The following is a 21,364-nucleotide window of genomic DNA, read 5'->3' as shown; positions in this document are numbered from 1 at the left end:
TTACTCCTGGAAAACGGGGATTAAGCGTTGGCCAATTCGACGCGTTCAGCGCTGGCATGGCGACGGGCAAGGGACAAGACGCAGATCAGCGAAGTGGCGGCGATCAGGCTGTAGAACACCGCCAGTGGCCACCACTGACCGGCGAACTTGTGCGCCAGCATCGTGCCGATCAGCGGCGTCAGGCCACCGGCCACGGCACCGCAAATCTGATAAGCCAACGAAATCGCGGTGTAGCGCACCCGCGTCTCGAACATGCCGCTGACGTAACCGGCGATCACCGCATAGAACGAGGCCATGCACACCACCGCCAGGGCGATGCCGAGGATGATCAGCGGCGCCTGGCCCGAGCTGACCAGCACAAACATCGGGTACGGCGAGGCCATTGCCAGCAGCGACATCAGGCACAGGAAGCGCGTCGCACCAATCTTCTCCGCGACCCACGCCGCCAACGGCTGAATGCAGAACTGAATGATCGCCACCACAAACAGACACTCGAGGATCAGCGAGCGCGGCAACTCCAGTTGCTGGGTGGTGTAGGCAATCATGAAGGTGTTGGTGAAATACACCCCGGCGATCCCCAGCGTGTTGGCGCCGATGCACAGCAGCAGCGGACGCCACGCGGTGCGCAGCACTTCCATCACCGGCGCCTGTTCCTTGCGTGTGCTTTTGCTGGCGAGTTCGCGGCTGGCGAGGAATTCCGGGGATTCATTCACACCGAGGCGAATCGCCAGGCCCACGATCAGCAGCAGCGAACTGGCGAGGAACGGCAGGCGCCAGCCCCAGCTCATCAAATCGGCTTCCGGCAAACGGGTGACGGCGCTGAAGGCCAGCAGCGACAGGATCAAACCCGCCGGGCTGCCCAGCTGCGCAAACGAGGCGAAAAAATTGCGTCGACCTTTCGGCGCATGCTCACCCGCCATCAAGACCGCCCCGCCCCACTCGCCACCCACCGCGATGCCCTGGACGATGCGCAGCAGAATCAACAGCACCGGCGCGGCGACGCCGATTTGCGCGTAGGTCGGCAGCAAACCGATGCACACGGTCACCACGCCCATCATCAGCAAAGTGATGATCAACGACTTCTTGCGCCCGATACGGTCGCCGATATGGCCGAAGATAATCCCGCCCAGCGGTCGCGCAAAGAAGCCCACGGCAAAGGTGCCGAACGCGGCCATGGTGCTGAACAGTTTGTCGTCGGAGGGGAAGAACAGCGCGCCGAACACCAACGCGGCGGCGGTGGCGTAGATGTAAAAGTCGTACCACTCGATCATGGTGCCGATGAAGGCTGCGGCTGCCGCACGGCGCGGCTGGGACGAAGCTTGGGGCTTCATAGGTCGGGCTCCTTTGATTGTTTTTTTGGCAGGAGGAAATCGGATGCATCAAGGCACTCTGACGGCGCCTGTCTTGGAGGTGATTTATCGTCCCGGGGCTATGATTAGTCAATTTTCTATTTATTATGCGGACTATTACGCCAGCTTATAATCGAGAGTCCCCATGGCCGAACGCGAAGTGCAACGCCTGCTCAATGACCGCCTCGACTGGAATCTGCTGCGCACCTTTCGGGTAATCGGCCAGGAGCTGAGCATCAGCCGCGCCGCCGCGCGCCTGCATTTGACGCAACCAGCGGTGAGCCAGGCGCTGAAACGGCTGGAAGAACAACTGGGCCGGCAACTGATCGCCCGACGCGGGCCACGCTTTGCCCTGACCGAAGTCGGCGAGCAGATCTTCGAACTGGCCGGGGAAATCTACGGGCAGATGTCGCAGGTCAGCAGCGTGCTGGAGCAACCGGCTGATGAAGTGATTGGCAAGGTGCGACTGTTGATCATCAGCCGGATTTTCTCCGAGCGGTTCGATGACTTCCTCGCCGACTTCCATCGCCAGCATCCGCGAGTGGATCTGGAGGTCGATGTGATGCGCAGTTCCGACATCGTCAGCGCTTTGCAGGAGAAAACCGCGACCCTCGGCTTGAGCCTCAATCGCCGCCCGCAACCGCGCCTGGAACAACGATTATTCCTGCGTCAGCGCTATGCGTTTTTTTGCGGCAAGCACCATGCATTGTTCGGCCAGCAGAACGTCGCCGAAGGGGATTTGCAGCGGGAAAATTTCGTCAGTTTCACCAGCGACCAGATTGGCGGCATGCTCTCGCCGCTGACGATTTTTCGCGATCAGCAGGGCTTCAGCGGACGCATCGTGGCGTCGTCGCCAAGCCTGGAAGAAGTCCGGCGACTGGTGATCGCCGGATTTGGCATCGGCTGTCTGCCCGAGCACGTGGTGGCGGCCGACGTCGACGCCGGATTGCTCTGGCGCCTGCCGCCCCACGAAGGGATTGCCGATGTGGACATTCATTTGCTGTGGAACCGCGAGCAGCGCATGAGCCGCGCGGAGACGCTGTTTATCGAGAGTTTGCAGGCGTGCCTGACGGCCTAAACCTGTAACACCTGAGCAACCGGCTCGCCTGAACGCAATCGCTCAAGCAAGCGCGGTTCGGCGCGATCGGAGGCCAAGGCTTGTTCGATGACAGAAGCCGCCGTTGACCAGTCGAGGAACAGTACGCCGTTGTCGTCCGCCAGCACCAGATCCCCGGGGTTTACCGTGACGCCAGCGCAGTGGATCGGCTGATTGATCTGGCTGTCGCCGCGACCGTGCAGTTTGGTGGTCAACAGGCTGGTGCCGCGAGCAAACACCGGCAGCCCGGCTTCGCGCAGTTCCAACAGGTCGGTGACCGCGCCGTCCACCACAATCCCCACGGCTCCGGCGCAACTCGCCGCGCAACTGGTAACGGCGCCGACCGGGGCGTGTCGCCAATCGCTATCGGTGTCGATTACCAGCACATCGCCGGGACGGATCAGCGCCAAAGCCTGATTGACCGCGATAGCATCGGCGCCGACCAATTTCAGGGTCAATGCGCGGCCGACCACTTTCACATTCGGCACCATGGCCCGCAGTTGCGAATCGGCAAAGCCCTCCTCCAGGAAATGCCCGAGGGTTGGAAAGCTCACTTCTTTGAGCTGCTCGATCAGTTTCGACTCATCCATGCTGCGGCTCCTTCGCGATCAACTCGGCGACACAATCGATTTCCAGCGACACGCCCCACAACGCCACGCACACCGTGGTGCGTGCCGGCGGCGCATGACCGAGGAGTTCGCGATACACCGCGTTGAACGGTTCGAGTTGCGCCGGATCGGTGAGGTAGGCGTTGACCTTGATCACATGGCTGAAATCGGACCCGGCTTCAATCAGGATCGCTTCCAGATTGCGCAAGGTTTGCCGCACTTGTTCGGTGAAATCGGCGGGCTGATCATTAAGGTCGCTTTGAGCCGGAATCTGCCCGGCGGTGAACACCAGGTGTCCACTGACCACGGCTTGGGAATAAGGCCCTACCGGGCCGATAAAGCCTGGGGCGGAGTTAATTCTGCGCATGCTGTCGAGCTCCTTTCAGACTGCAGCGGATTTGAAGGATTTGTTCGGCGCATCGGTCGTTTTTTCTACCGGGATTTCGCTGATGTCGCGCTTGAAGGTCTCGGTCAGCAGCAACAGCGCCAGCAACGAAATCAACGCCGCGCCGATCATGTACCAGGCCACCGACGAACCTTTGCCGGTCGCCGCCAGCAATGCCGTGGTGACGATCGGTGTCGCCGCACTGCCGAGCAAACCGGACAACATGTAGCTGATCGACAGCCCCGAATAGCGCACCCGCGTGCCGAACAACTCGGCAAGGAAGGTCGCGATCGGCCCGTAGTTGGCGGCGAACGCGGTCATCAACAACAGGTAGCCGAAGATCACCAACGGCAGCTCTTTGGTGTCCATCAACCAGAACATCGGGAACGCCACCAGGGCTTCCGCGACGATGCCGGCGACGATGATCGGCTTGCGTCCGTAGCGGTCCGACAGCGCGCCGAACACCGGCAACATGACGATGCACCAGGCGCAGGACAGCAGCACCACGCCGAGCATGGTGCTGCGGCTGAAGCCGAGATTCTGCGTGCCGTAAGTCAGGCCGAACGCGACGATGATGTTGAATGAAGCCCCGGTCGACATGGTTGCGACGCCGCCCAGTACCACTTGCTTCCAGTACTTGCGAAAGACTTCCGCCAAGGGCATTTTCACCTGCACTTCGGCTTCCTTGACCTTGTTGAACGCCGGGGTTTCGGCGATGTTCAAGCGGATGTACAAACCCACGGCGATCAGCAACACGCTGGCCAGGAACGGGATACGCCAGCCCCAGGCCAACAGGTCTTCCGGGGACAGGTAGGCGGCGATCAACAGGAAGGCCAGGTTGGCAATCATGGTCCCGGCCGGCACGCCGATCTGTACCCACGAACCATACAAGCCGCGCTTGTTGGCCGGTGCATGTTCCACCGCCATCAACACCGCCCCGCCCCACTCGCCGCCCAGCGCCAAACCTTGAATCACCCTGAGCAACAGCAACAGGATCGGCGCCCAGATACCGATGGCCGCGTAGTTGGGCAACAGGCCGATGGCGAACGTCGCGGCGCCCATGGTCAGCAGCGAAATCAGCAGCATCGACTTGCGTCCCAGCTTGTCGCCGAAATGCCCGAACAATGCCGCGCCGACGATTCGCGCCAGATAGGCCGAGGCGAAGGTGCCGAAGGCCAGCAACGTACCGATCAACGGCACGAAGTCCGGGAAGAACACTTTGTTGAACACCAGCGCGGAAGCCGTGGCGAAAACAAACAAGTCGTACCATTCCACGGTGGTGCCGATGACACTGGCCACGGCGACTTTTTTCATGCTGATTGCCACTTCCGGCGGTGCGCCGGACTTTTCTGCGGACGATAGATCGCTCATCACTGATCTCCAGGAATTTATTTAATTGTTTTTTACTGGCAGTAAATCGTTTGAGAGTGAGGGATTGTTGTTATGCCTCGCCCAACTTGGTGGGCGAGTTTGTTGTTAGTAACCGAGTGTTCGGTCGGCGCAATTCAATAGCGGTTCATCGGCATTTAAACGGCGGAAGTTCTCCGCGACTTGTTCGGCGATACAGTCGTGGGACGCAGCCGAAGCCATGTGTGGCGTGATGGTGACGCCGGGCATGCGCCAGAGACGATGATCGGCTGGCAGCGGTTCCTGTTCGAAAACATCCAGCAAGGCACCGCGCAGTTTTCCTGTTTGCAAGGCCTGTTCGAGGTCGTCGATATTCAGATGACCGCCGCGCCCGCAGTTGACCAGCGCGGCGCCATTCGCCAGATGTTCAAAAGTGCTATTACCGAGAATGCCGCGAGTCTCGCTGGTCAGCGGCAACAGGTTGATCAGCAACTCGACGCCATCGAGAAACGGGTTCAGTTGTTCGGCACCGGCGAAGGTCTGGACACCGTTCAAATCCTTGCGACGGCGCGCCCAACCACGAACGTCGTAACCGGCGGCGGCCAGGTCCTCAGCAATTGCGCTGCCCAACGAACCCAGCCCCATCACCCCAACCTTGAACTGCCCCGCCGCCCGTTGCAGCGGTCGTTCCCAGCGCTGTTGGCGTTGGTGCTGCAGCACCTGATCAAAGCCACGGTGATAGTGAATCACCGCCCAGCGCACGTACTCGGTCATGCCCTGGCGGTGGCCGGGATCAACCACCCGACACACCGGCAAGTCCGGGCACGAGGGATCGTGTTCCAGGTGATCGATACCGGCGGCGACCGAGTGAATCACTTGCAGGTTCGGCAACGCACCGAGGCTGCCGGGCAATGGAAACCAGCACGCGGCGATTTGCGCGTTTTTGGCCCGAGGATCGTCGGCCAGCACGGTTGTGAGTTGCGGCGCGCTGCGGGCGAACGCTGCTTGCAGTTGTTTGAGCAACAGGGTGTCGCGGGATAACAGGACCACGGTATTCATGAAAGATAGGACTCGCGCTGGGATTCGATCAGGGTCAGAGCGGCCTCCCAGGCCAGGTCGATGATGTTGTCCTGTTCATCACGGTCAAACTGTTCGGCGGTGTGGACGCAGACTTCCGGGGACGGGTAATGCAGCGCCGAACCACCGGCCAGCGCCGCCACTTGCGCCTGACAGGCACGCTCCAGAAAGTGAATCTCCTGGAACGCCTGGGCCACGCCGGAACCGCCGACCAGCAGGCCGTGATTGCGCAGGATCATCGCGCGGTGCGGTCCCAGGTCGGCGATCAAACGTTCGCGCTCATCCAGCGACAACGCGATGCCTTCGTAGGTGTGATACGCCAATTTGCCGTAGAACTTCAGCGCGTGTTGGCTGATCGGCAGCAAGCCCTGCTTTTGTGCTGCGACTGCCATACCCGCTGCGGTGTGGGTGTGGATTACGCAGTTCAAATCGGGACGCGCCATGTGGATTGCCGAGTGAATAACAAAGCCTGCGGCGTTGACCCGATGCTCCGCGTATTCAGGATCGACGTTGCGTCCGTTCTGATCGATGCGCACCAGGTCCGAGGCGCGCATGCGGTCGAAAATCACCCCGTAGCGGTTGATCAGGAAGTGATGCTCAGGCCCGGGAATGCGCAGGGTGATGTGGGTGTCGATCAGGTCGGTCATGCGAAAGTGCGCGACCAGCCGATACAGCGCCGCCAGTTCGCAACGGGCTTGCCATTCAACCGGGTCGATGTGTGCAGGTTTACTCACGAATACACCTCTTTAGCAGCGTGGGTGACGACCGGGTTGGCGCGCAGGCGGGCCAGGCCGCAAACACCGATCAGGGACAGGGCCGAGAGCAAGGTGAAGAACACCGCCAGCGGCCACCATTGTCCGGAAAACTTGCTCGCCAACAGCGTGCCGATCAGCGGGGTGGTGCCGCCGGCCAGGGCGCAGCTCAACTGGTAAGCGATGGAAATCCCCGAGTAGCGCAGGTGCACCGGGAACGCCTGGGTCATGTACCCGGCAATCACCGCGTACAGCGCCGAGAGGATCACCACCGCCAACGCAATGCCGACGGTCATCAGCACAATGTTTTGCGTGCCGACCAGCAAGAACATCGGGTACGGCGTGACCATGCACAGCAGCGCGACGAGCTTGAGGAAGCGGCCTTCGCCGATGCGTTCGGCCAGCAGTGCCGAGAGCGGTTGCGAGAGCAGCTGAATGACGGTCACCAGGAACAGGCAATCGAGGATCGTCGAGCGGGCGATGCCCTGATATTGGGTGACGTAGGTGATCATGAACGTATTGGTAAAGAAGAACCCGGCGGAACCGATGGTCACGGCGGCAGCGGCGAACAGAATCTGCCGCCAGCAGGTACGGATCACGTCCTTCACCGGGTATTTGGCGGTTTCGTTGTTGTCCCGGGCCTTGGCGAATTCCGGTGATTCGTGGACCCCGGAACGGATCATCAGGCCAACCATCATCAGCACACCGCTGGCAAGGAACGGCAGGCGCCAGCCCCAGGCGAGGAAGTCTTCCGGCTCAAGGGAGGTGACCAGGCGAAAGGCAATCAAGGCTAACAGCAAACCCGCCGGGCTGCCGAGTTGAGCGAACGAGGCGTAAAAGGTTTTGCGCTTGGCCGGAGCGTGTTCGCTGGCCATCAGCACCGCCCCGCCCCACTCGCCACCGACGGAGATCCCCTGGATCAATCGCAACACGATCAAACCGATCGGCGCCCAGATGCCGACGCTGGCGTAGCTCGGCAACAGACCGATGCCGGCGGTGGCCAGGCCCATCAGCGCCATGGTCACCAGCAGCATTTTCTTGCGGCCCAGACGATCACCCAGGTGACCGAAGACCATGCCGGCCATGGGACGGGCGATGAAGCCGACGGCAAAACTACCGAACGCGGCAAGGGTGCTCATCACCGGGTCACTGCTGGGAAAGAACACTTGCCCGAGCACCAGCGCCGCCGCAGTGGCGTAGATGTAGAAGTCGTAGAACTCGATGGTCGTGCCAATGAAGGCAGCGGCCGCGGCGCGTCGCGGTTGAGGGGTGGTGTGCATGCAAGGACCCTGTGTATTTATAGTTTTGGGCAGGTACTGAAGGCTGTTGACGGTTGCACTCTGTGGCGCTTGTGGGCTTTATCGCTTCCGTGCCAGGATTAGTCAATTTTCAAATTCTTATCATTACTATTAGCTGTGCTACTACATGGACTTGTCATGACTTCAACTAACCCTTGGGTTGGCCGGCGCTTTTTGAATGATCGCCTCGACTGGAACCTGTTGCGCACCTACTTGGTCATCGGCCAGGAAGGCAGCATGAGCCGCGCCGCTGCGCGCTTGCACATCACTCAGTCGGCGGTGAGCCAGGCGCTGAAACGTCTGGAAGAACAATTGGAATGCGTGTTGATTGCCCGCAGCGGACGGCGCTTTGACCTGACGGAAACCGGGGAAGAAGTCCTGCGCATCGCGGCGGATATCTATGGCGATATTTCGCGTTTGGGCACGGTGTTAGAAAGTCGGCATGACGATGTGGTGGGCAAGATCCGCATCCTCACCGTCAGCGGCGTGCAGGCGCGGCACTACGATGAATTCCTTGCCGACTTCCATGAAACCCACCCGAAAATCGAGCTGGAAGTCGAGGTGATGGGCAGTTCGAACATCATCAGTTCGTTGCTGCAAAAGACTGCAACCATTGGTGTTGGGCTGTGCCGTTTACCGCAGCCACGGCTGGAGCAGCGGGTGCTGTTTCGCGAGCGATATGCGTATTTTTGCGGCCAGCGTCATCGGCTGTTCGGACAGGAGAATCTGACCCTGGAACAGTTGGCGGCGGAGAACTTCGTGAGCTTCACCAGCGATCAATTGGGCGGCAATCTTTCGCCCCTGACGCTGTTTCGCGATGAACAAGGCTTTACCGGCAAGATCGTCGCCTCCTCCACCAGTTTCGAAGAGATTTACCGCTTGATCTGCGCAGGGTTCGGGATTGGTTGCTTGCCGGTGCACTTGGTGCGGCGGGATGTCGAGCAGGGTTTGCTCTGGCGTTTGCCGCCGGAGGACGGCGTGGTGGATTTCGATATCCAGCTGCTGTGGAATCGCGAACAGAAGATGACTCAGGCCGAAACCGTGTTCCTGGAAAGCTTCCAGCACATGCTCAGCATCCGTGAGCCTGTGCTGTGAAGCCTCTCAGGTTTAGACGTGGGGATCGCCCGGTGGTTTGGCGGGCGTGGCGTATTGCGGCTTGAGATGGCCGTCCTGATCAAGTAGCCAGGCGTCCATGATCTGCCGCACCACAGGCCCGGCAACGCGACCACCGGCCTCGCCGTTTTCGATCATCACCGAGATCACAATCTTCGGATGTTCGGCCGGGGCGAAACCGACGAACAAGGCGTTGTCGCGGTTACGCTCCAGGGTTTTCGCCCGGTTGTAACGCTCGCCCTGCTTGATCGCGACCACCTGCGCGGTACCACTCTTGCCGGCGATGCGGTATTGGGCACCCACCGCCGCTGCCCGGGCAATCCCGCGCGCGTCGTGCATCACCATTTGCATACCGTGGTTGACCTGCTCCCAATCACGCGGATCCTTGAGCAGGATGTTCGGCATCGGGTTCTCATCCACCGGCGCCACACCGTCGACGGTCTTGGCCAGGTGCGGTCGGTTCCACACACCTTTATTGGCAATCAACGCGGTGGCCTGGGCCAGTTGCAGTGGCGTGACCTGCATGTAGCCCTGGCCGATGCCGAGGATCACGGTTTCACCCGGGAACCATGGCTGACGACGCGTCGCGCGCTTCCAGGCCTGGGACGGCATCAGGCCGGCAGACTCTTCGAACATGTCCAGGGAGACTTTCTCGCCGAGCCCGAACATGGCCATGTAGTCGTGCAGACGGTCGATGCCCAGCTTGTGCGCCAGGTCATAGAAATAGGTGTCGTTGGAACGCATGATCGCCGCGTCCATGTCTACCCAGCCATCGCCGCTGTGGTTCCAGTTGCGGTATTTGTGATCGAAGTCCGGCAGTTGGTAGTAACCAGGGTCGAAGACGCGGGTCTGTGGGGTGACCACGCCGGAATCGAGGCCAGCAATCGCTACTTCCGGCTTGATGGTCGAGCCCGGCGCATAGAGGCCGCGCAGGACGCGGTTGAACAGCGGCCGGTCGATGGAATCGTGCAGCGCCGCATATTCCTTGAAGCTGATACCGGTCACGAACATGTTCGGGTCGAAGCTTGGCTTGCTGACCATGGCCAGCACTTCGCCGGTCGATGGATCGAGAGCGACCACCGAACCGCGACGATCCCCCAGGGCATCCTCGGCGGCTTCCTGAAGGTGGACATCCAGGCTCAGGACGATGTTTTTTCCGGGGGTCGGATCGGTGTGCTTGAGTACGCGCAGTACGCGGCCCTGGGCGTTGGTCTCGACTTCTTCGTAACCGACGTGGCCGTGCAGCTCGGACTCGTAGAATTTTTCGATACCGGTCTTGCCAATGGATTGGGTCCCGCGATACTCCACCCCATCCAGCGTCTTGGATTCTTTCTCGTTGATACGACCGACGTAACCGATCGAGTGAGCGAAGTGCGCGCCCATCGGGTAATGACGGACGAACTGCGGCTCGACATCCAACCCCGGCAGACGGAATTCGTTGACCGCGAGAACGGCGATCTGCTGTTCGGTGAGTTCGTAGAACAAGGTCACCGGGACGAACGGGTGCCGTGCCTGTTTCATGGCCTTGTCGAACAACGTGCGGTCTTCGGCCGGCAGGTGCAGGAGATTGACCACCTCATCCAGCTCTTCCTTGACGTCGGAGGCGCGTTCGCGGGTGATAGTCAGGTTGAAGCTGGGCCGGTTGTCCGCCAGGACCACGCCATTGCGGTCATAGATCAGCCCGCGGGTCGGGGTGATCGGCAAAACGTGGACGCGGTTGTTTTCGGAGATGGTCGAGTGGTAATCGAATTCGACCACTTGCAGCACGTACATGCGCACTACCAGCGCGCAAGTGATGGCGACCACAAACAAGGCGCAGGCCATCAGTCTTTTATTGACCAGGCGCGTCTCTTTTTCGTGATCCTTGATCGGTATCGGTTCGGGCATTTTCTGCAGCAGCTCTTTGACGATGAAGGGGGTGCCGATCCTCAGGCTTGAAATCAGTCCGTTAAAAAACGAGCTGCACCATACCAAAAATGACGCCGGCACTTTAGCGCGATTTCCTCGAACGGTTGTCCTTGAGGGCCAAAACGACGGTCGGACGTGCTGGGTGACGTGATCTACTCGTGCGTTTTACTCAAGATTGATATTCCTATTCATGCATTTTTCTTGCAGATAGGCCTGTAGATACTGGGTGCATGACATTCCCTTTTTGGAGTTATTCATGCACTCACGATTTCAACGATTACTGGGGTCCAACGGGTTTTCCATTGGGCTTGAACTGCCGCTGGATAACGATTGGTCCAGCGATGGCCAACGACTGCGCACGGCTGAGAACAGGCCTTTTGGCGTTCCTGACCTGAAGCAACACGCGGCTATGGCGCGTTTGGCCGACACGTCCGGGTTTCGTGCGCTTTGGGTGCGCGATGTGCCGGTGTATGACCCGAACTTTGGCGACGCGGCCCAGGTATTTGAAGCGTTTTCCTACTTGGGATATCTGGCGGGGATCACCGACAACATCATGTTGGGTACGGCGGCAGTTGTACTGCCGCTGCGTCAGCCGTGGCTGACACTCAAGGCTGCTAATAGTGTCGATGAACTGAGTGACGGACGCTTGCTCCTTGGCGTGGCCAGTGGTGACCGTCCGATGGAGTATCCATTGTTTGGCGTGGATTACGCTCAGCGCGGCGAGATCTTTCGCGATACGGTTGAGTTATTGCGTAGCCAGGGTGAAGGCCGCTTGCCTGAGGGCGCGCGGTTGCTGCCAGAGCGTGATCAGGCGGTGCCGCTGCTGGTGGCGGGGCTTGGTCAGCAGTCTCCGGCCTGGATAGGTCAGCATATGGACGGCTGGCTCGCCTACCCTGGAACGCCGGATGAGCATCGTCGTCGAGTGGGGCTGTGGCGTGAGGTCGGTGGCGATAAGCCTTACATCAGCTTTATCCATCTGGATCTGCAAGCCAATCCATACGCGCCGATACGGCGTGTGCGCTTCGGCGGAAGTTGCGGGCGGCTGGCATTGATTGATGAGCTTCAGGCGCTGCGTGACGCAGGTGTGCAGCATGTGGGCCTGCATATGCGGCGTAGCGAACGGCCGGTCGCGGAAGTGATTGAGGAGATCGCGGAACACGTTCTGCCGATGTTTCACTGACATTGCAGTGGGCTGTCCCTTTTCTTTGCGCCACTTTCCTGCGGGCAAAACAAAACCCCTACCTGCATACGCAGATAGGGGTTTCGGAATTTAATCTTGACGATGACCTACTCTCACATGGGGAAACCCCACACTACCATCGGCGATGCATCGTTTCACTGCTGAGTTCGGGATGGGATCAGGTGGTTCCAATGCTCTATGGTCGTCAAGAAATTCGGGAGCCGGCTCGCTTGCCCTTGCGGGTTTACGCTCCAGCGAATGGGTATGTGATAGATCTCGGTGTTTTGTGAGCAGCTTCGAACTTTCGGTTCGTTTCGTCTTCACACACCGCAATCTGGCCTTTCGACGCAAATTGCTTGGGTGTTATATGGTCAAGCCTCACGGGCAATTAGTATTGGTTAGCTCAACGCCTCACAGCGCTTACACACCCAACCTATCAACGTCGTAGTCTTCGACGGCCCTTCAGGGGACTCAAGGTCCCAGTGAGATCTCATCTTGAGGCTAGTTTCCCGCTTAGATGCTTTCAGCGGTTATCTATTCCGAACATAGCTACCCGGCAATGCCACTGGCGTGACAACCGGAACACCAGAGGTTCGTCCACTCCGGTCCTCTCGTACTAGGAGCAGCCCCTCTCAAATCTCAAACGTCCACGGCAGATAGGGACCGAACTGTCTCACGACGTTCTAAACCCAGCTCGCGTACCACTTTAAATGGCGAACAGCCATACCCTTGGGACCGGCTTCAGCCCCAGGATGTGATGAGCCGACATCGAGGTGCCAAACACCGCCGTCGATATGAACTCTTGGGCGGTATCAGCCTGTTATCCCCGGAGTACCTTTTATCCGTTGAGCGATGGCCCTTCCATACAGAACCACCGGATCACTAAGACCTACTTTCGTACCTGCTCGACGTGTCTGTCTCGCAGTCAAGCGCGCTTTTGCCTTTATACTCTACGACCGATTTCCGACCGGTCTGAGCGCACCTTCGTACTCCTCCGTTACTCTTTAGGAGGAGACCGCCCCAGTCAAACTACCCACCATACACTGTCCTCGATCCGGATAACGGACCTGAGTTAGAACCTCAAAGTTGCCAGGGTGGTATTTCAAGGTTGGCTCCACGCGAACTGGCGTCCACGCTTCAAAGCCTCCCACCTATCCTACACAAGCAAATTCAAAGTCCAGTGCAAAGCTATAGTAAAGGTTCACGGGGTCTTTCCGTCTAGCCGCGGATACACTGCATCTTCACAGCGATTTCAATTTCACTGAGTCTCGGGTGGAGACAGCGCCGCCATCGTTACGCCATTCGTGCAGGTCGGAACTTACCCGACAAGGAATTTCGCTACCTTAGGACCGTTATAGTTACGGCCGCCGTTTACCGGGGCTTCGATCAAGAGCTTCGCGTTAGCTAACCCCATCAATTAACCTTCCGGCACCGGGCAGGCGTCACACCCTATACGTCCACTTTCGTGTTTGCAGAGTGCTGTGTTTTTAATAAACAGTCGCAGCGGCCTGGTATCTTCGACCGGCATGGGCTTACGCAGTAAATGCTTCACCCTCACCGGCGCACCTTCTCCCGAAGTTACGGTGCCATTTTGCCTAGTTCCTTCACCCGAGTTCTCTCAAGCGCCTTGGTATTCTCTACCCAACCACCTGTGTCGGTTTGGGGTACGGTTCCTGGTTACCTGAAGCTTAGAAGCTTTTCTTGGAAGCATGGCATCAACCACTTCGTGTTCTAAAAGAACACTCGTCATCAGCTCTCGGCCTTAGAATCCCGGATTTACCTAAGATTCCAGCCTACCACCTTAAACTTGGACAACCAACGCCAAGCTGGCCTAGCCTTCTCCGTCCCTCCATCGCAATAACCAGAAGTACAGGAATATTAACCTGTTTTCCATCGACTACGCTTTTCAGCCTCGCCTTAGGGACCGACTAACCCTGCGTCGATTAACGTTGCGCAGGAAACCTTGGTCTTTCGGCGTGGGTGTTTTTCACACCCATTGTCGTTACTCATGTCAGCATTCGCACTTCTGATACCTCCAGCAAGCTTCTCAACTCACCTTCACAGGCTTACAGAACGCTCCTCTACCGCATCACCTAAGTGATACCCGTAGCTTCGGTGTATGGTTTGAGCCCCGTTACATCTTCCGCGCAGGCCGACTCGACTAGTGAGCTATTACGCTTTCTTTAAAGGGTGGCTGCTTCTAAGCCAACCTCCTAGCTGTCTAAGCCTTCCCACATCGTTTCCCACTTAACCATAACTTTGGGACCTTAGCTGACGGTCTGGGTTGTTTCCCTTTTCACGACGGACGTTAGCACCCGCCGTGTGTCTCCCATGCTCGGCACTTGTAGGTATTCGGAGTTTGCATCGGTTTGGTAAGTCGGGATGACCCCCTAGCCGAAACAGTGCTCTACCCCCTACAGTGATACATGAGGCGCTACCTAAATAGCTTTCGAGGAGAACCAGCTATCTCCGAGCTTGATTAGCCTTTCACTCCGATCCACAGGTCATCCGCTAACTTTTCAACGGTAGTCGGTTCGGTCCTCCAGTTAGTGTTACCCAACCTTCAACCTGCCCATGGATAGATCGCCCGGTTTCGGGTCTATTCCCAGCGACTAGACGCCCTATTAAGACTCGCTTTCGCTACGCCTCCCCTATTCGGTTAAGCTCGCCACTGAAAATAAGTCGCTGACCCATTATACAAAAGGTACGCAGTCACCCAACAAAGTGGGCTCCCACTGCTTGTACGCATACGGTTTCAGGATCTATTTCACTCCCCTCTCCGGGGTTCTTTTCGCCTTTCCCTCACGGTACTAGTTCACTATCGGTCAGTCAGTAGTATTTAGCCTTGGAGGATGGTCCCCCCATATTCAGACAAAGTTTCTCGTGCTCCGTCCTACTCGATTTCATGACTAAGAGATTTTCGCGTACAGGGCTATCACCCACTATGGCCGTACTTTCCAGAACGTTCCGCTAATCTCAAAGCCACTTAAGGGCTAGTCCCCGTTCGCTCGCCACTACTAAGGGAATCTCGGTTGATTTCTTTTCCTCAGGGTACTTAGATGTTTCAGTTCCCCTGGTTCGCTTCTTAAGCCTATGTATTCAGCTTAAGATACCTAACTTATGTTAGGTGGGTTCCCCCATTCAGACATCTCCGGATCAAAGTCTGTTTGCCGACTCCCCGAAGCTTTTCGCAGGCTACCACGTCTTTCATCGCCTCTGACTGCCAAGGCATCCACCGTATGCGCTTCTTCACTTGACCATATAACCCCAAGCAATCTGGTTATACTGTGAAGACGACATTCGCCGAAAATTCGAATTCCTCAATTAAGAGAACTCACAAATTTTACCTTAGCCTGATCCGTTACCAGTGAAAGTAACGTTCAGTCTATCTTTCTATCACATACCCAAATTTTTAAAGAACGATCTAATCAAAGACTAGAAATCAATATTCACATTGGAATGCTCATTTCTAAGCTTTCAACAAACAGAAGCAGTAGTGGTGGAGCCAAACGGGATCGAACCGTTGACCTCCTGCGTGCAAGGCAGGCGCTCTCCCAGCTGAGCTATGGCCCCATAACAAAATTGGTGGGTCTGGGCAGATTCGAACTGCCGACCTCACCCTTATCAGGGGTGCGCTCTAACCAACTGAGCTACAGACCCAATTTCGGGCTGCTTCTTTATCGTCTTCTTCAATGAATCAAGCAATTCGTGTGGGAACTTATGGAGCAGCTGATGTCGTCGATTAAGGAGGTGATCCAGCCGCAGGTTCCCCTACGGCTACCTTGTTACGACTTCACCCCAGTCATGAATCACACCGTGGTAACCGTCCTCCCGAAGGTTAGACTAGCTACTTCTGGTGCAACCCACTCCCATGGTGTGACGGGCGGTGTGTACAAGGCCCGGGAACGTATTCACCGCGACATTCTGATTCGCGATTACTAGCGATTCCGACTTCACGCAGTCGAGTTGCAGACTGCGATCCGGACTACGATCGGTTTTCTGGGATTAGCTCCACCTCGCGGCTTGGCAACCCTCTGTACCGACCATTGTAGCACGTGTGTAGCCCAGGCCGTAAGGGCCATGATGACTTGACGTCATCCCCACCTTCCTCCGGTTTGTCACCGGCAGTCTCCTTAGAGTGCCCACCATAACGTGCTGGTAACTAAGGACAAGGGTTGCGCTCGTTACGGGACTTAACCCAACATCTCACGACACGAGCTGACGACAGCCATGCAGCACCTGTCTCAATGTTCCCGAAGGCACCAATCCATCTCTGGAAAGTTCATTGGATGTCAAGGCCTGGTAAGGTTCTTCGCGTTGCTTCGAATTAAACCACATGCTCCACCGCTTGTGCGGGCCCCCGTCAATTCATTTGAGTTTTAACCTTGCGGCCGTACTCCCCAGGCGGTCAACTTAATGCGTTAGCTGCGCCACTAAGAGCTCAAGGCTCCCAACGGCTAGTTGACATCGTTTACGGCGTGGACTACCAGGGTATCTAATCCTGTTTGCTCCCCACGCTTTCGCACCTCAGTGTCAGTATCAGTCCAGGTGGTCGCCTTCGCCACTGGTGTTCCTTCCTATATCTACGCATTTCACCGCTACACAGGAAATTCCACCACCCTCTACCATACTCTAGCTTGTCAGTTTTGAATGCAGTTCCCAGGTTGAGCCCGGGGATTTCACATCCAACTTAACAAACCACCTACGCGCGCTTTACGCCCAGTAATTCCGATTAACGCTTGCACCCTCTGTATTACCGCGGCTGCTGGCACAGAGTTAGCCGGTGCTTATTCTGTCGGTAACGTCAAAACACTTACGTATTAGGTAAATGCCCTTCCTCCCAACTTAAAGTGCTTTACAATCCGAAGACCTTCTTCACACACGCGGCATGGCTGGATCAGGCTTTCGCCCATTGTCCAATATTCCCCACTGCTGCCTCCCGTAGGAGTCTGGACCGTGTCTCAGTTCCAGTGTGACTGATCATCCTCTCAGACCAGTTACGGATCGTCGCCTTGGTGAGCCATTACCTCACCAACTAGCTAATCCGACCTAGGCTCATCTGATAGCGCAAGGCCCGAAGGTCCCCTGCTTTCTCCCGTAGGACGTATGCGGTATTAGCGTCCGTTTCCGAGCGTTATCCCCCACTACCAGGCAGATTCCTAGGCATTACTCACCCGTCCGCCGCTCGCCACCAGGTACAAGTACCCGTGCTGCCGCTCGACTTGCATGTGTTAGGCCTGCCGCCAGCGTTCAATCTGAGCCATGATCAAACTCTTCAGTTCAAACATCTTTGGGTTTTTAAGAAACCCTAAACTTGGCTCAGCAATCGTTGGTTACATCTTTGATTTCTCGCGGAGTAACTTGTGATGCTGATAATCTTGTTGACTATCAGTCTGACTCCACAAGCACCCACACGAATTGCTTGATTCAGTTGTTAAAGAGCGGTGGGTTGATTCTTTCGTCTCAACCGAGGCGCGCATTCTACAGCAGCGCCAGTTACTGTCAAGCGGTTATTTTAAGAAGTTTTCAAAGTTTCCTTTGTAACTTCAACCACTTGCGCTTTCGATCTCTCGTTAGCGGGAGGCGAATTCTACAGCGTTACTCGCTGCTGTCAACACCTCTTTTTCAACTCCTTTCGCGCTTCGATGAACTGAAGCAACTCACTGCCTAAACCTGCGTAACTCTTTGTTTACCAAGGAGTTTTCCGTTTCGACTGCGCCGGAAGTGGGGCGAATTATAGACTTCCAGAATCTGCCGTCAACCCCTGATTCAGCTTTTCTATCAAGACACGCAAAATCCCTGCTTATATATAGACGCGACCTCAACGAATGCGCAGTATATTGCCCAACACATAAAACAACACTTTCGCTTCCTGCCTTGGACGATGCCTAGCAATGAATGACCAACCCCGCAGTCTTGCCTCGACCCTCTTCTCGGTTGGCCTGCTAATAATAGCCATGGCATCCATTCAGTCTGGCGCCTCCCTGGCTAAAAGCATGTTCCCGATTGTCGGCGCTCAAGGGACCACCACCCTGCGACTGATCTTTGCCAGCGTGATCATGCTGCTGCTATTGCGTCCATGGCGGGCGAAGCTCACGGCAAAATCCCTGCGCACCGTCATCATCTACGGGATGGCGCTCGGCGGCATGAACTTCCTCTTCTATATGTCCCTGCGCACGGTCCCGCTCGGGATCGCCGTAGCGCTGGAGTTCACCGGACCACTGGCCGTCGCCATCTATGCCTCACGTCGTGCCATCGACTTTTTGTGGATCGCACTCGCCGCCGTCGGCTTGCTGCTATTGATACCTACGGGAGCCGCAACGGCCGGTATCGATCTGGCGGGCGCAGGCTATGCGCTCGGCGCCGGTGTCTGCTGGGCACTGTACATTCTGTTTGGCCAGAAGGCCGGGGCCGACAATGGTGTAACGACCGCCGCCCTGGGCGTGATGATCGCCGCACTGTTTGTCGCCCCTATCGGCATCGTCCACGCGGGTGCCGCCTTGCTGACCCCATCGCTGATCCCTGTCGCCATCGGTGTCGCGCTTCTCTCTACCGCCCTGCCCTATACCCTGGAAATGATCGCACTGACCCGGATGCCGGCACGCACCTTCGGCACACTGATGAGCATCGAACCCGCAATCGGCGCGCTCTCAGGCTTGCTATTCCTCCATGAGTACCTTTCCTTGTCACAATGGATGGCCATCCTGTGCATCATCCTGGCTTCCATCGGCGCAACCATGACCATGGGGAGTGCCGCCAAGCCTGCGGTCGCGGCAGATTGATAGCGGATTTGACGAAGCTCTGGTATTTGCCTCGCAATTAGGCCATGTTTAGGCCCGCAACCCAGTGCCACACATGGACTTTTTCAGATAAGGACATCGGAGCGCGTCAAGCGATAGCAAAAGCGAACGCAGACCCGGGCACCAGATCCGGGCCGCAATAAGGAAAGTGATGAAACGAATTTTGATACTGATCGCCATACTTGCAGTTGCAGGCTGCGCGGCGACCTCTAGAACCCAGGTCAAACACGGTAAGAAAGGGCTGCATATCAACTGTTCGGGGCTCTCGTCCTCCTGGGACAAGTGCTACACCAGCGCCGCCAATTCGTGCGCGCCCAAAGGCTACAAGGTCATCGCCAAGTCGGGAGACTCGGTGGAAGAGCCTGGCGACTATCCGTTCGGTCTCAACCCCGCCGGCTACACCAGTCGCAGCATGATCGTCATTTGCAAGTAGCCGGATTCCGTCCGGCAATCTGACGGCCAATCTCGTCTTGACTGGACTGCAGCACGGTTCGCTGGATATCAGGAGTGGCCAACATTCGCGCCACCACCAGTGCGCCGATACATTGCGACAGAATCGCCCAGGCCAGGCTGTCGCTGTCCAGAATCCGCGCCCAACTCTCCTGAAGCCGGCAAATCCATATCTCTGCCTGCTGGCGTACCACCAGATCTGAACGAGCAATCTCCGCCCCCAACGCAGGCAGCGCACACCCGGCCTCCGGCTGCTCGACGTGAGCCATGCTCAAGTAATGCTTGAGACAGCGCTCGAGCCTGGCGCGATCTTGCTCACCATGCCCACCCAATCGGTCCAGGCTTTGGCACAGTTCTCGCTCGACGATGGCAGCGAACAGTTCATCCTTCGACGAAAAATGACTGTAGAACGCCCCGCCACTCAAGCCGATCGCCTTCATCAGACCGTCGACACCGACCGTGGCAAAACCCGACTTCTTGGCCGACACCGCGCTGCTTTCCAGCAACTTCTCTTTGGTTTCCAGCTTGTGATTGGGCGAATAACGCATTGCCTTGTCCTCAGGATTGATCGCCTTGACGCTGGCCGGATCGTAGCATAACGTTCGTTTAGTTAACGATCGTTTACCAAAGGGATCTACCCATGAATAACAAGAAGGTCGTACTGGTTGTCGGCGCGGGAGATGCTACCGGTGGCGCCATCGCCAAGCGTTTCGCACAGGAAGGTTTCATCGCCTGCGTCACCCGCCGCAGCGCCGATAAACTCCAGCCGCTGGTGGACGCCATCAAAGCCAGCGGCGGCGAAGCCCATGGTTTTGCCTGTGATGCGCGCAAGGAAGAAGACGTGATTGCGTTAGTGGAGCAGATCGAAACTCAGATCGGTCCCATCGAAGCGTTCGTCTTCAATATCGGCGCCAACGTGCCGTGCAGCATCCTCGAAGAAACCGCGCGCAAATATTTCAAGATCTGGGAAATGGCATGCTTCTCCGGCTTCCTCAATGCCCGCGAAGTGGCCAAGCGCATGGCCACTCGCCAACGGGGCACCATCCTGTTTACCGGCGCCACCGCCGGTCTGCGCGGCGCCTCAGGGTTTGCCGCGTTCGCCGGCGCCAAGCACGGCATTCGCGCCCTCGCCCAAAGCATGGCTCGGGAACTGGGGCCCATGAACATCCATGTCGCCCACGTGCTGGTCGATGGCGCCATCGACACCGACTTCATCCGCGACAGTTTCCCGGAAAAGTACGCGACCAAGGATCAGGACGGCATTCTCAACCCCGAGCACATTGCCGAAAACTACTGGTACCTGCACAGTCAGCCACGGGATGCCTGGACCTTCGAGCTCGACCTGCGCCCTTGGAACGAACGCTGGTAAGCCCTCCCCCCCATAACAATAAGCAGAGTGCATCGACCATGAGCAAAACCGTGGAGTTTTACTTCGACCTTGGCAGCCCTGCCACCTACCTGGCGTACACCCAACTACCAAAGATCTGTGCGCAGACCGGCAGCCAGTTGATCTACATTCCGATGCTGCTGGGCGGCGTCTTTAAGGCCACTGGCAATGCCTCACCGGCGATGATCCCAGCCAAGGGTCGCTATATGTTTCAAGACCTGGACCGCTACGCCAAACGCTACGACGTGCCGCTGAAATACAACCCGCACTTCCCGATCAATACGCTGCTGCTGATGCGCGCCGTGACTGGCGTGCAATTGCGCCAACCGGAGCGTTTCCAGGACTTCATCGATTGTTTGTTCACAGCACTGTGGGTAGAAGGCCGCGGCCTCGATGACCCGGCGACCGTCGCGGCCGTATTGAAGGAAAACGATTTTGACCCGAACGAAGTGCTGGCCCTGGCCGCTGATGAGGAGGTCAAAGCCACCCTAAAGGACAACACAGAGAAAGCCATGCAACGCGGCGTGTTCGGTGCGCCGAGTATGTTTATCGATAATCAGCTGTTCTTCGGCCAGGACCGACTGGACTTCGTCCTTGAAGCCTTGAGCTGAATA

At 57.5% G+C, this 21,364-nt stretch carries 16 protein-coding genes, 2 tRNA genes and 3 rRNA genes; 7 read left to right on the top strand and 14 right to left on the bottom strand.

Annotated elements, in window-relative coordinates:
- Positions 1-20: 20 nt before the first annotated feature.
- Positions 21-1,331 carry an MFS transporter gene (locus NK667_RS05265; protein WP_054053463.1) on the bottom strand — a complete coding sequence of 437 codons (1,311 nt, stop codon included), beginning with the start codon at positions 1,329-1,331 and terminating at the stop codon, positions 21-23.
- A 163-nt stretch (positions 1,332-1,494) separates the two neighbouring features.
- Here NK667_RS05265 and NK667_RS05260 point away from each other — a divergent pair, with 163 nt between their 5' ends.
- Positions 1,495-2,427, top strand: coding sequence for a LysR family transcriptional regulator (locus NK667_RS05260; RefSeq protein WP_054053465.1), 933 nt, complete (start codon positions 1,495-1,497; stop codon positions 2,425-2,427).
- Here NK667_RS05260 and NK667_RS05255 read toward each other — a convergent pair.
- The 6 genes from NK667_RS05255 to NK667_RS05230 all read right to left on the bottom strand — a co-directional run bounded on the left by NK667_RS05255 (position 2,424) and on the right by NK667_RS05230 (position 7,894).
- On the bottom strand, positions 2,424-3,035 hold the full coding sequence (locus tag NK667_RS05255; protein WP_054617379.1) for an RraA family protein: 612 nt from the start codon (positions 3,033-3,035) through the stop codon (positions 2,424-2,426). The two genes, NK667_RS05260 and NK667_RS05255, sit on opposite strands and share 4 nt — an antisense overlap.
- Entirely contained in the window at positions 3,028-3,420 is a 393-nt protein-coding gene (locus NK667_RS05250; protein ID WP_054617380.1) for a RidA family protein, read from the bottom strand. The genes NK667_RS05255 and NK667_RS05250 overlap by 8 nt, the downstream gene beginning before the upstream one ends.
- Positions 3,421-3,435: 15 nt before the next feature.
- On the bottom strand, positions 3,436-4,809 hold the full coding sequence (locus NK667_RS05245) for an MFS transporter (protein WP_054617381.1): 1,374 nt from the start codon (positions 4,807-4,809) through the stop codon (positions 3,436-3,438).
- Positions 4,810-4,914: 105 nt separating this feature from the next.
- The gene (locus NK667_RS05240) at positions 4,915-5,844 is read right to left on the bottom strand and encodes a 2-hydroxyacid dehydrogenase (RefSeq protein ID WP_054053473.1); all 930 of its coding nucleotides are present in this window, start codon (positions 5,842-5,844) and stop codon (positions 4,915-4,917) included.
- Positions 5,841-6,596, bottom strand: a complete 756-nt coding sequence (locus tag NK667_RS05235) for a class II aldolase/adducin family protein (protein ID WP_054053476.1) — start codon at positions 6,594-6,596, stop codon at positions 5,841-5,843. The genes NK667_RS05240 and NK667_RS05235 overlap by 4 nt, the downstream gene beginning before the upstream one ends.
- Entirely contained in the window at positions 6,593-7,894 is a 1,302-nt protein-coding gene (locus NK667_RS05230; protein ID WP_054617382.1) for an MFS transporter, read from the bottom strand. Before NK667_RS05230 ends, NK667_RS05235 begins: the two co-directional genes overlap by 4 nt.
- A gap of 156 nt (positions 7,895-8,050) precedes the next feature.
- Between NK667_RS05230 and NK667_RS05225 the strand changes: the two genes are divergently transcribed.
- On the top strand, positions 8,051-9,007 hold the full coding sequence (locus tag NK667_RS05225) for a LysR family transcriptional regulator (protein ID WP_054617383.1): 957 nt from the start codon (positions 8,051-8,053) through the stop codon (positions 9,005-9,007).
- Positions 9,008-9,019: 12 nt separating this feature from the next.
- On the opposite strand, the gene mrdA is transcribed toward NK667_RS05225, so the two are convergent.
- Positions 9,020-10,912 (bottom strand): penicillin-binding protein 2, encoded by a 1,893-nt coding sequence (mrdA, locus tag NK667_RS05220; protein ID WP_054617393.1) that lies wholly within the window; start codon positions 10,910-10,912, stop codon positions 9,020-9,022.
- 277 nt (positions 10,913-11,189) lie between these two features.
- Here mrdA and NK667_RS05215 point away from each other — a divergent pair, with 277 nt between their 5' ends.
- On the top strand, positions 11,190-12,113 hold the full coding sequence (locus NK667_RS05215; protein ID WP_054617384.1) for a TIGR03571 family LLM class oxidoreductase: 924 nt from the start codon (positions 11,190-11,192) through the stop codon (positions 12,111-12,113).
- Positions 12,114-12,207: 94 nt separating this feature from the next.
- Here NK667_RS05215 and rrf read toward each other — a convergent pair.
- The 5 genes from rrf to NK667_RS05190 all read right to left on the bottom strand — a co-directional run bounded on the left by rrf (position 12,208) and on the right by NK667_RS05190 (position 17,395).
- Positions 12,208-12,323 (bottom strand): 5S ribosomal RNA (rrf, locus tag NK667_RS05210).
- 157 nt (positions 12,324-12,480) lie between these two features.
- Positions 12,481-15,372: ribosomal RNA gene (locus NK667_RS05205) — 23S ribosomal RNA — on the bottom strand.
- A gap of 238 nt (positions 15,373-15,610) precedes the next feature.
- Positions 15,611-15,686: transfer RNA gene (locus tag NK667_RS05200), tRNA-Ala, on the bottom strand.
- Positions 15,687-15,696: 10 nt separating this feature from the next.
- Positions 15,697-15,773 (bottom strand) — tRNA-Ile (locus NK667_RS05195).
- 83 nt (positions 15,774-15,856) lie between these two features.
- Positions 15,857-17,395, bottom strand: a 16S ribosomal RNA gene (locus NK667_RS05190).
- The 16S, 23S and 5S rRNA genes sit together here with 2 tRNA genes alongside, the layout of an rRNA operon.
- A 612-nt stretch (positions 17,396-18,007) precedes the next feature.
- On the opposite strand from NK667_RS05190, the gene rhtA reads away from it, so the two are divergent.
- Complete coding sequence (gene rhtA, locus NK667_RS05185) at positions 18,008-18,895, top strand: threonine/homoserine exporter RhtA (RefSeq protein ID WP_054614060.1); 888 nt, start codon at positions 18,008-18,010, stop codon at positions 18,893-18,895.
- 169 nt (positions 18,896-19,064) lie between these two features.
- Positions 19,065-19,346: a hypothetical protein gene (locus NK667_RS05180; RefSeq protein WP_054052208.1), complete on the top strand. Its 282-nt coding sequence runs from the start codon at positions 19,065-19,067 to the stop codon at positions 19,344-19,346.
- On the opposite strand, the gene NK667_RS05175 is transcribed toward NK667_RS05180, so the two are convergent.
- Complete coding sequence (locus NK667_RS05175; RefSeq protein WP_054052207.1) at positions 19,333-19,911, bottom strand: TetR/AcrR family transcriptional regulator; 579 nt, start codon at positions 19,909-19,911, stop codon at positions 19,333-19,335. The genes NK667_RS05180 and NK667_RS05175 overlap by 14 nt on opposite strands.
- Positions 19,912-20,003: 92 nt before the next feature.
- On the opposite strand from NK667_RS05175, the gene NK667_RS05170 reads away from it, so the two are divergent.
- Together NK667_RS05170 and NK667_RS05165 are read left to right on the top strand one after the other, a co-directional pair.
- Positions 20,004-20,732 carry an SDR family oxidoreductase gene (locus NK667_RS05170; RefSeq protein WP_054614059.1) on the top strand — a complete coding sequence of 243 codons (729 nt, stop codon included), beginning with the start codon at positions 20,004-20,006 and terminating at the stop codon, positions 20,730-20,732.
- A 38-nt stretch (positions 20,733-20,770) separates the two neighbouring features.
- Positions 20,771-21,361 carry a 2-hydroxychromene-2-carboxylate isomerase gene (locus tag NK667_RS05165; protein WP_054614058.1) on the top strand — a complete coding sequence of 197 codons (591 nt, stop codon included), beginning with the start codon at positions 20,771-20,773 and terminating at the stop codon, positions 21,359-21,361.
- The last annotated feature ends 3 nt before the right edge of the window (positions 21,362-21,364 follow it).

It is taken from the genome of Pseudomonas nunensis, from assembly GCF_024296925.1.
Taxonomy (GTDB): domain Bacteria; phylum Pseudomonadota; class Gammaproteobacteria; order Pseudomonadales; family Pseudomonadaceae; genus Aquipseudomonas; species Aquipseudomonas nunensis.
Note: the sequence above shows the minus strand (reverse complement) of the source record. Positions and strands in the feature narration are given on the sequence as shown.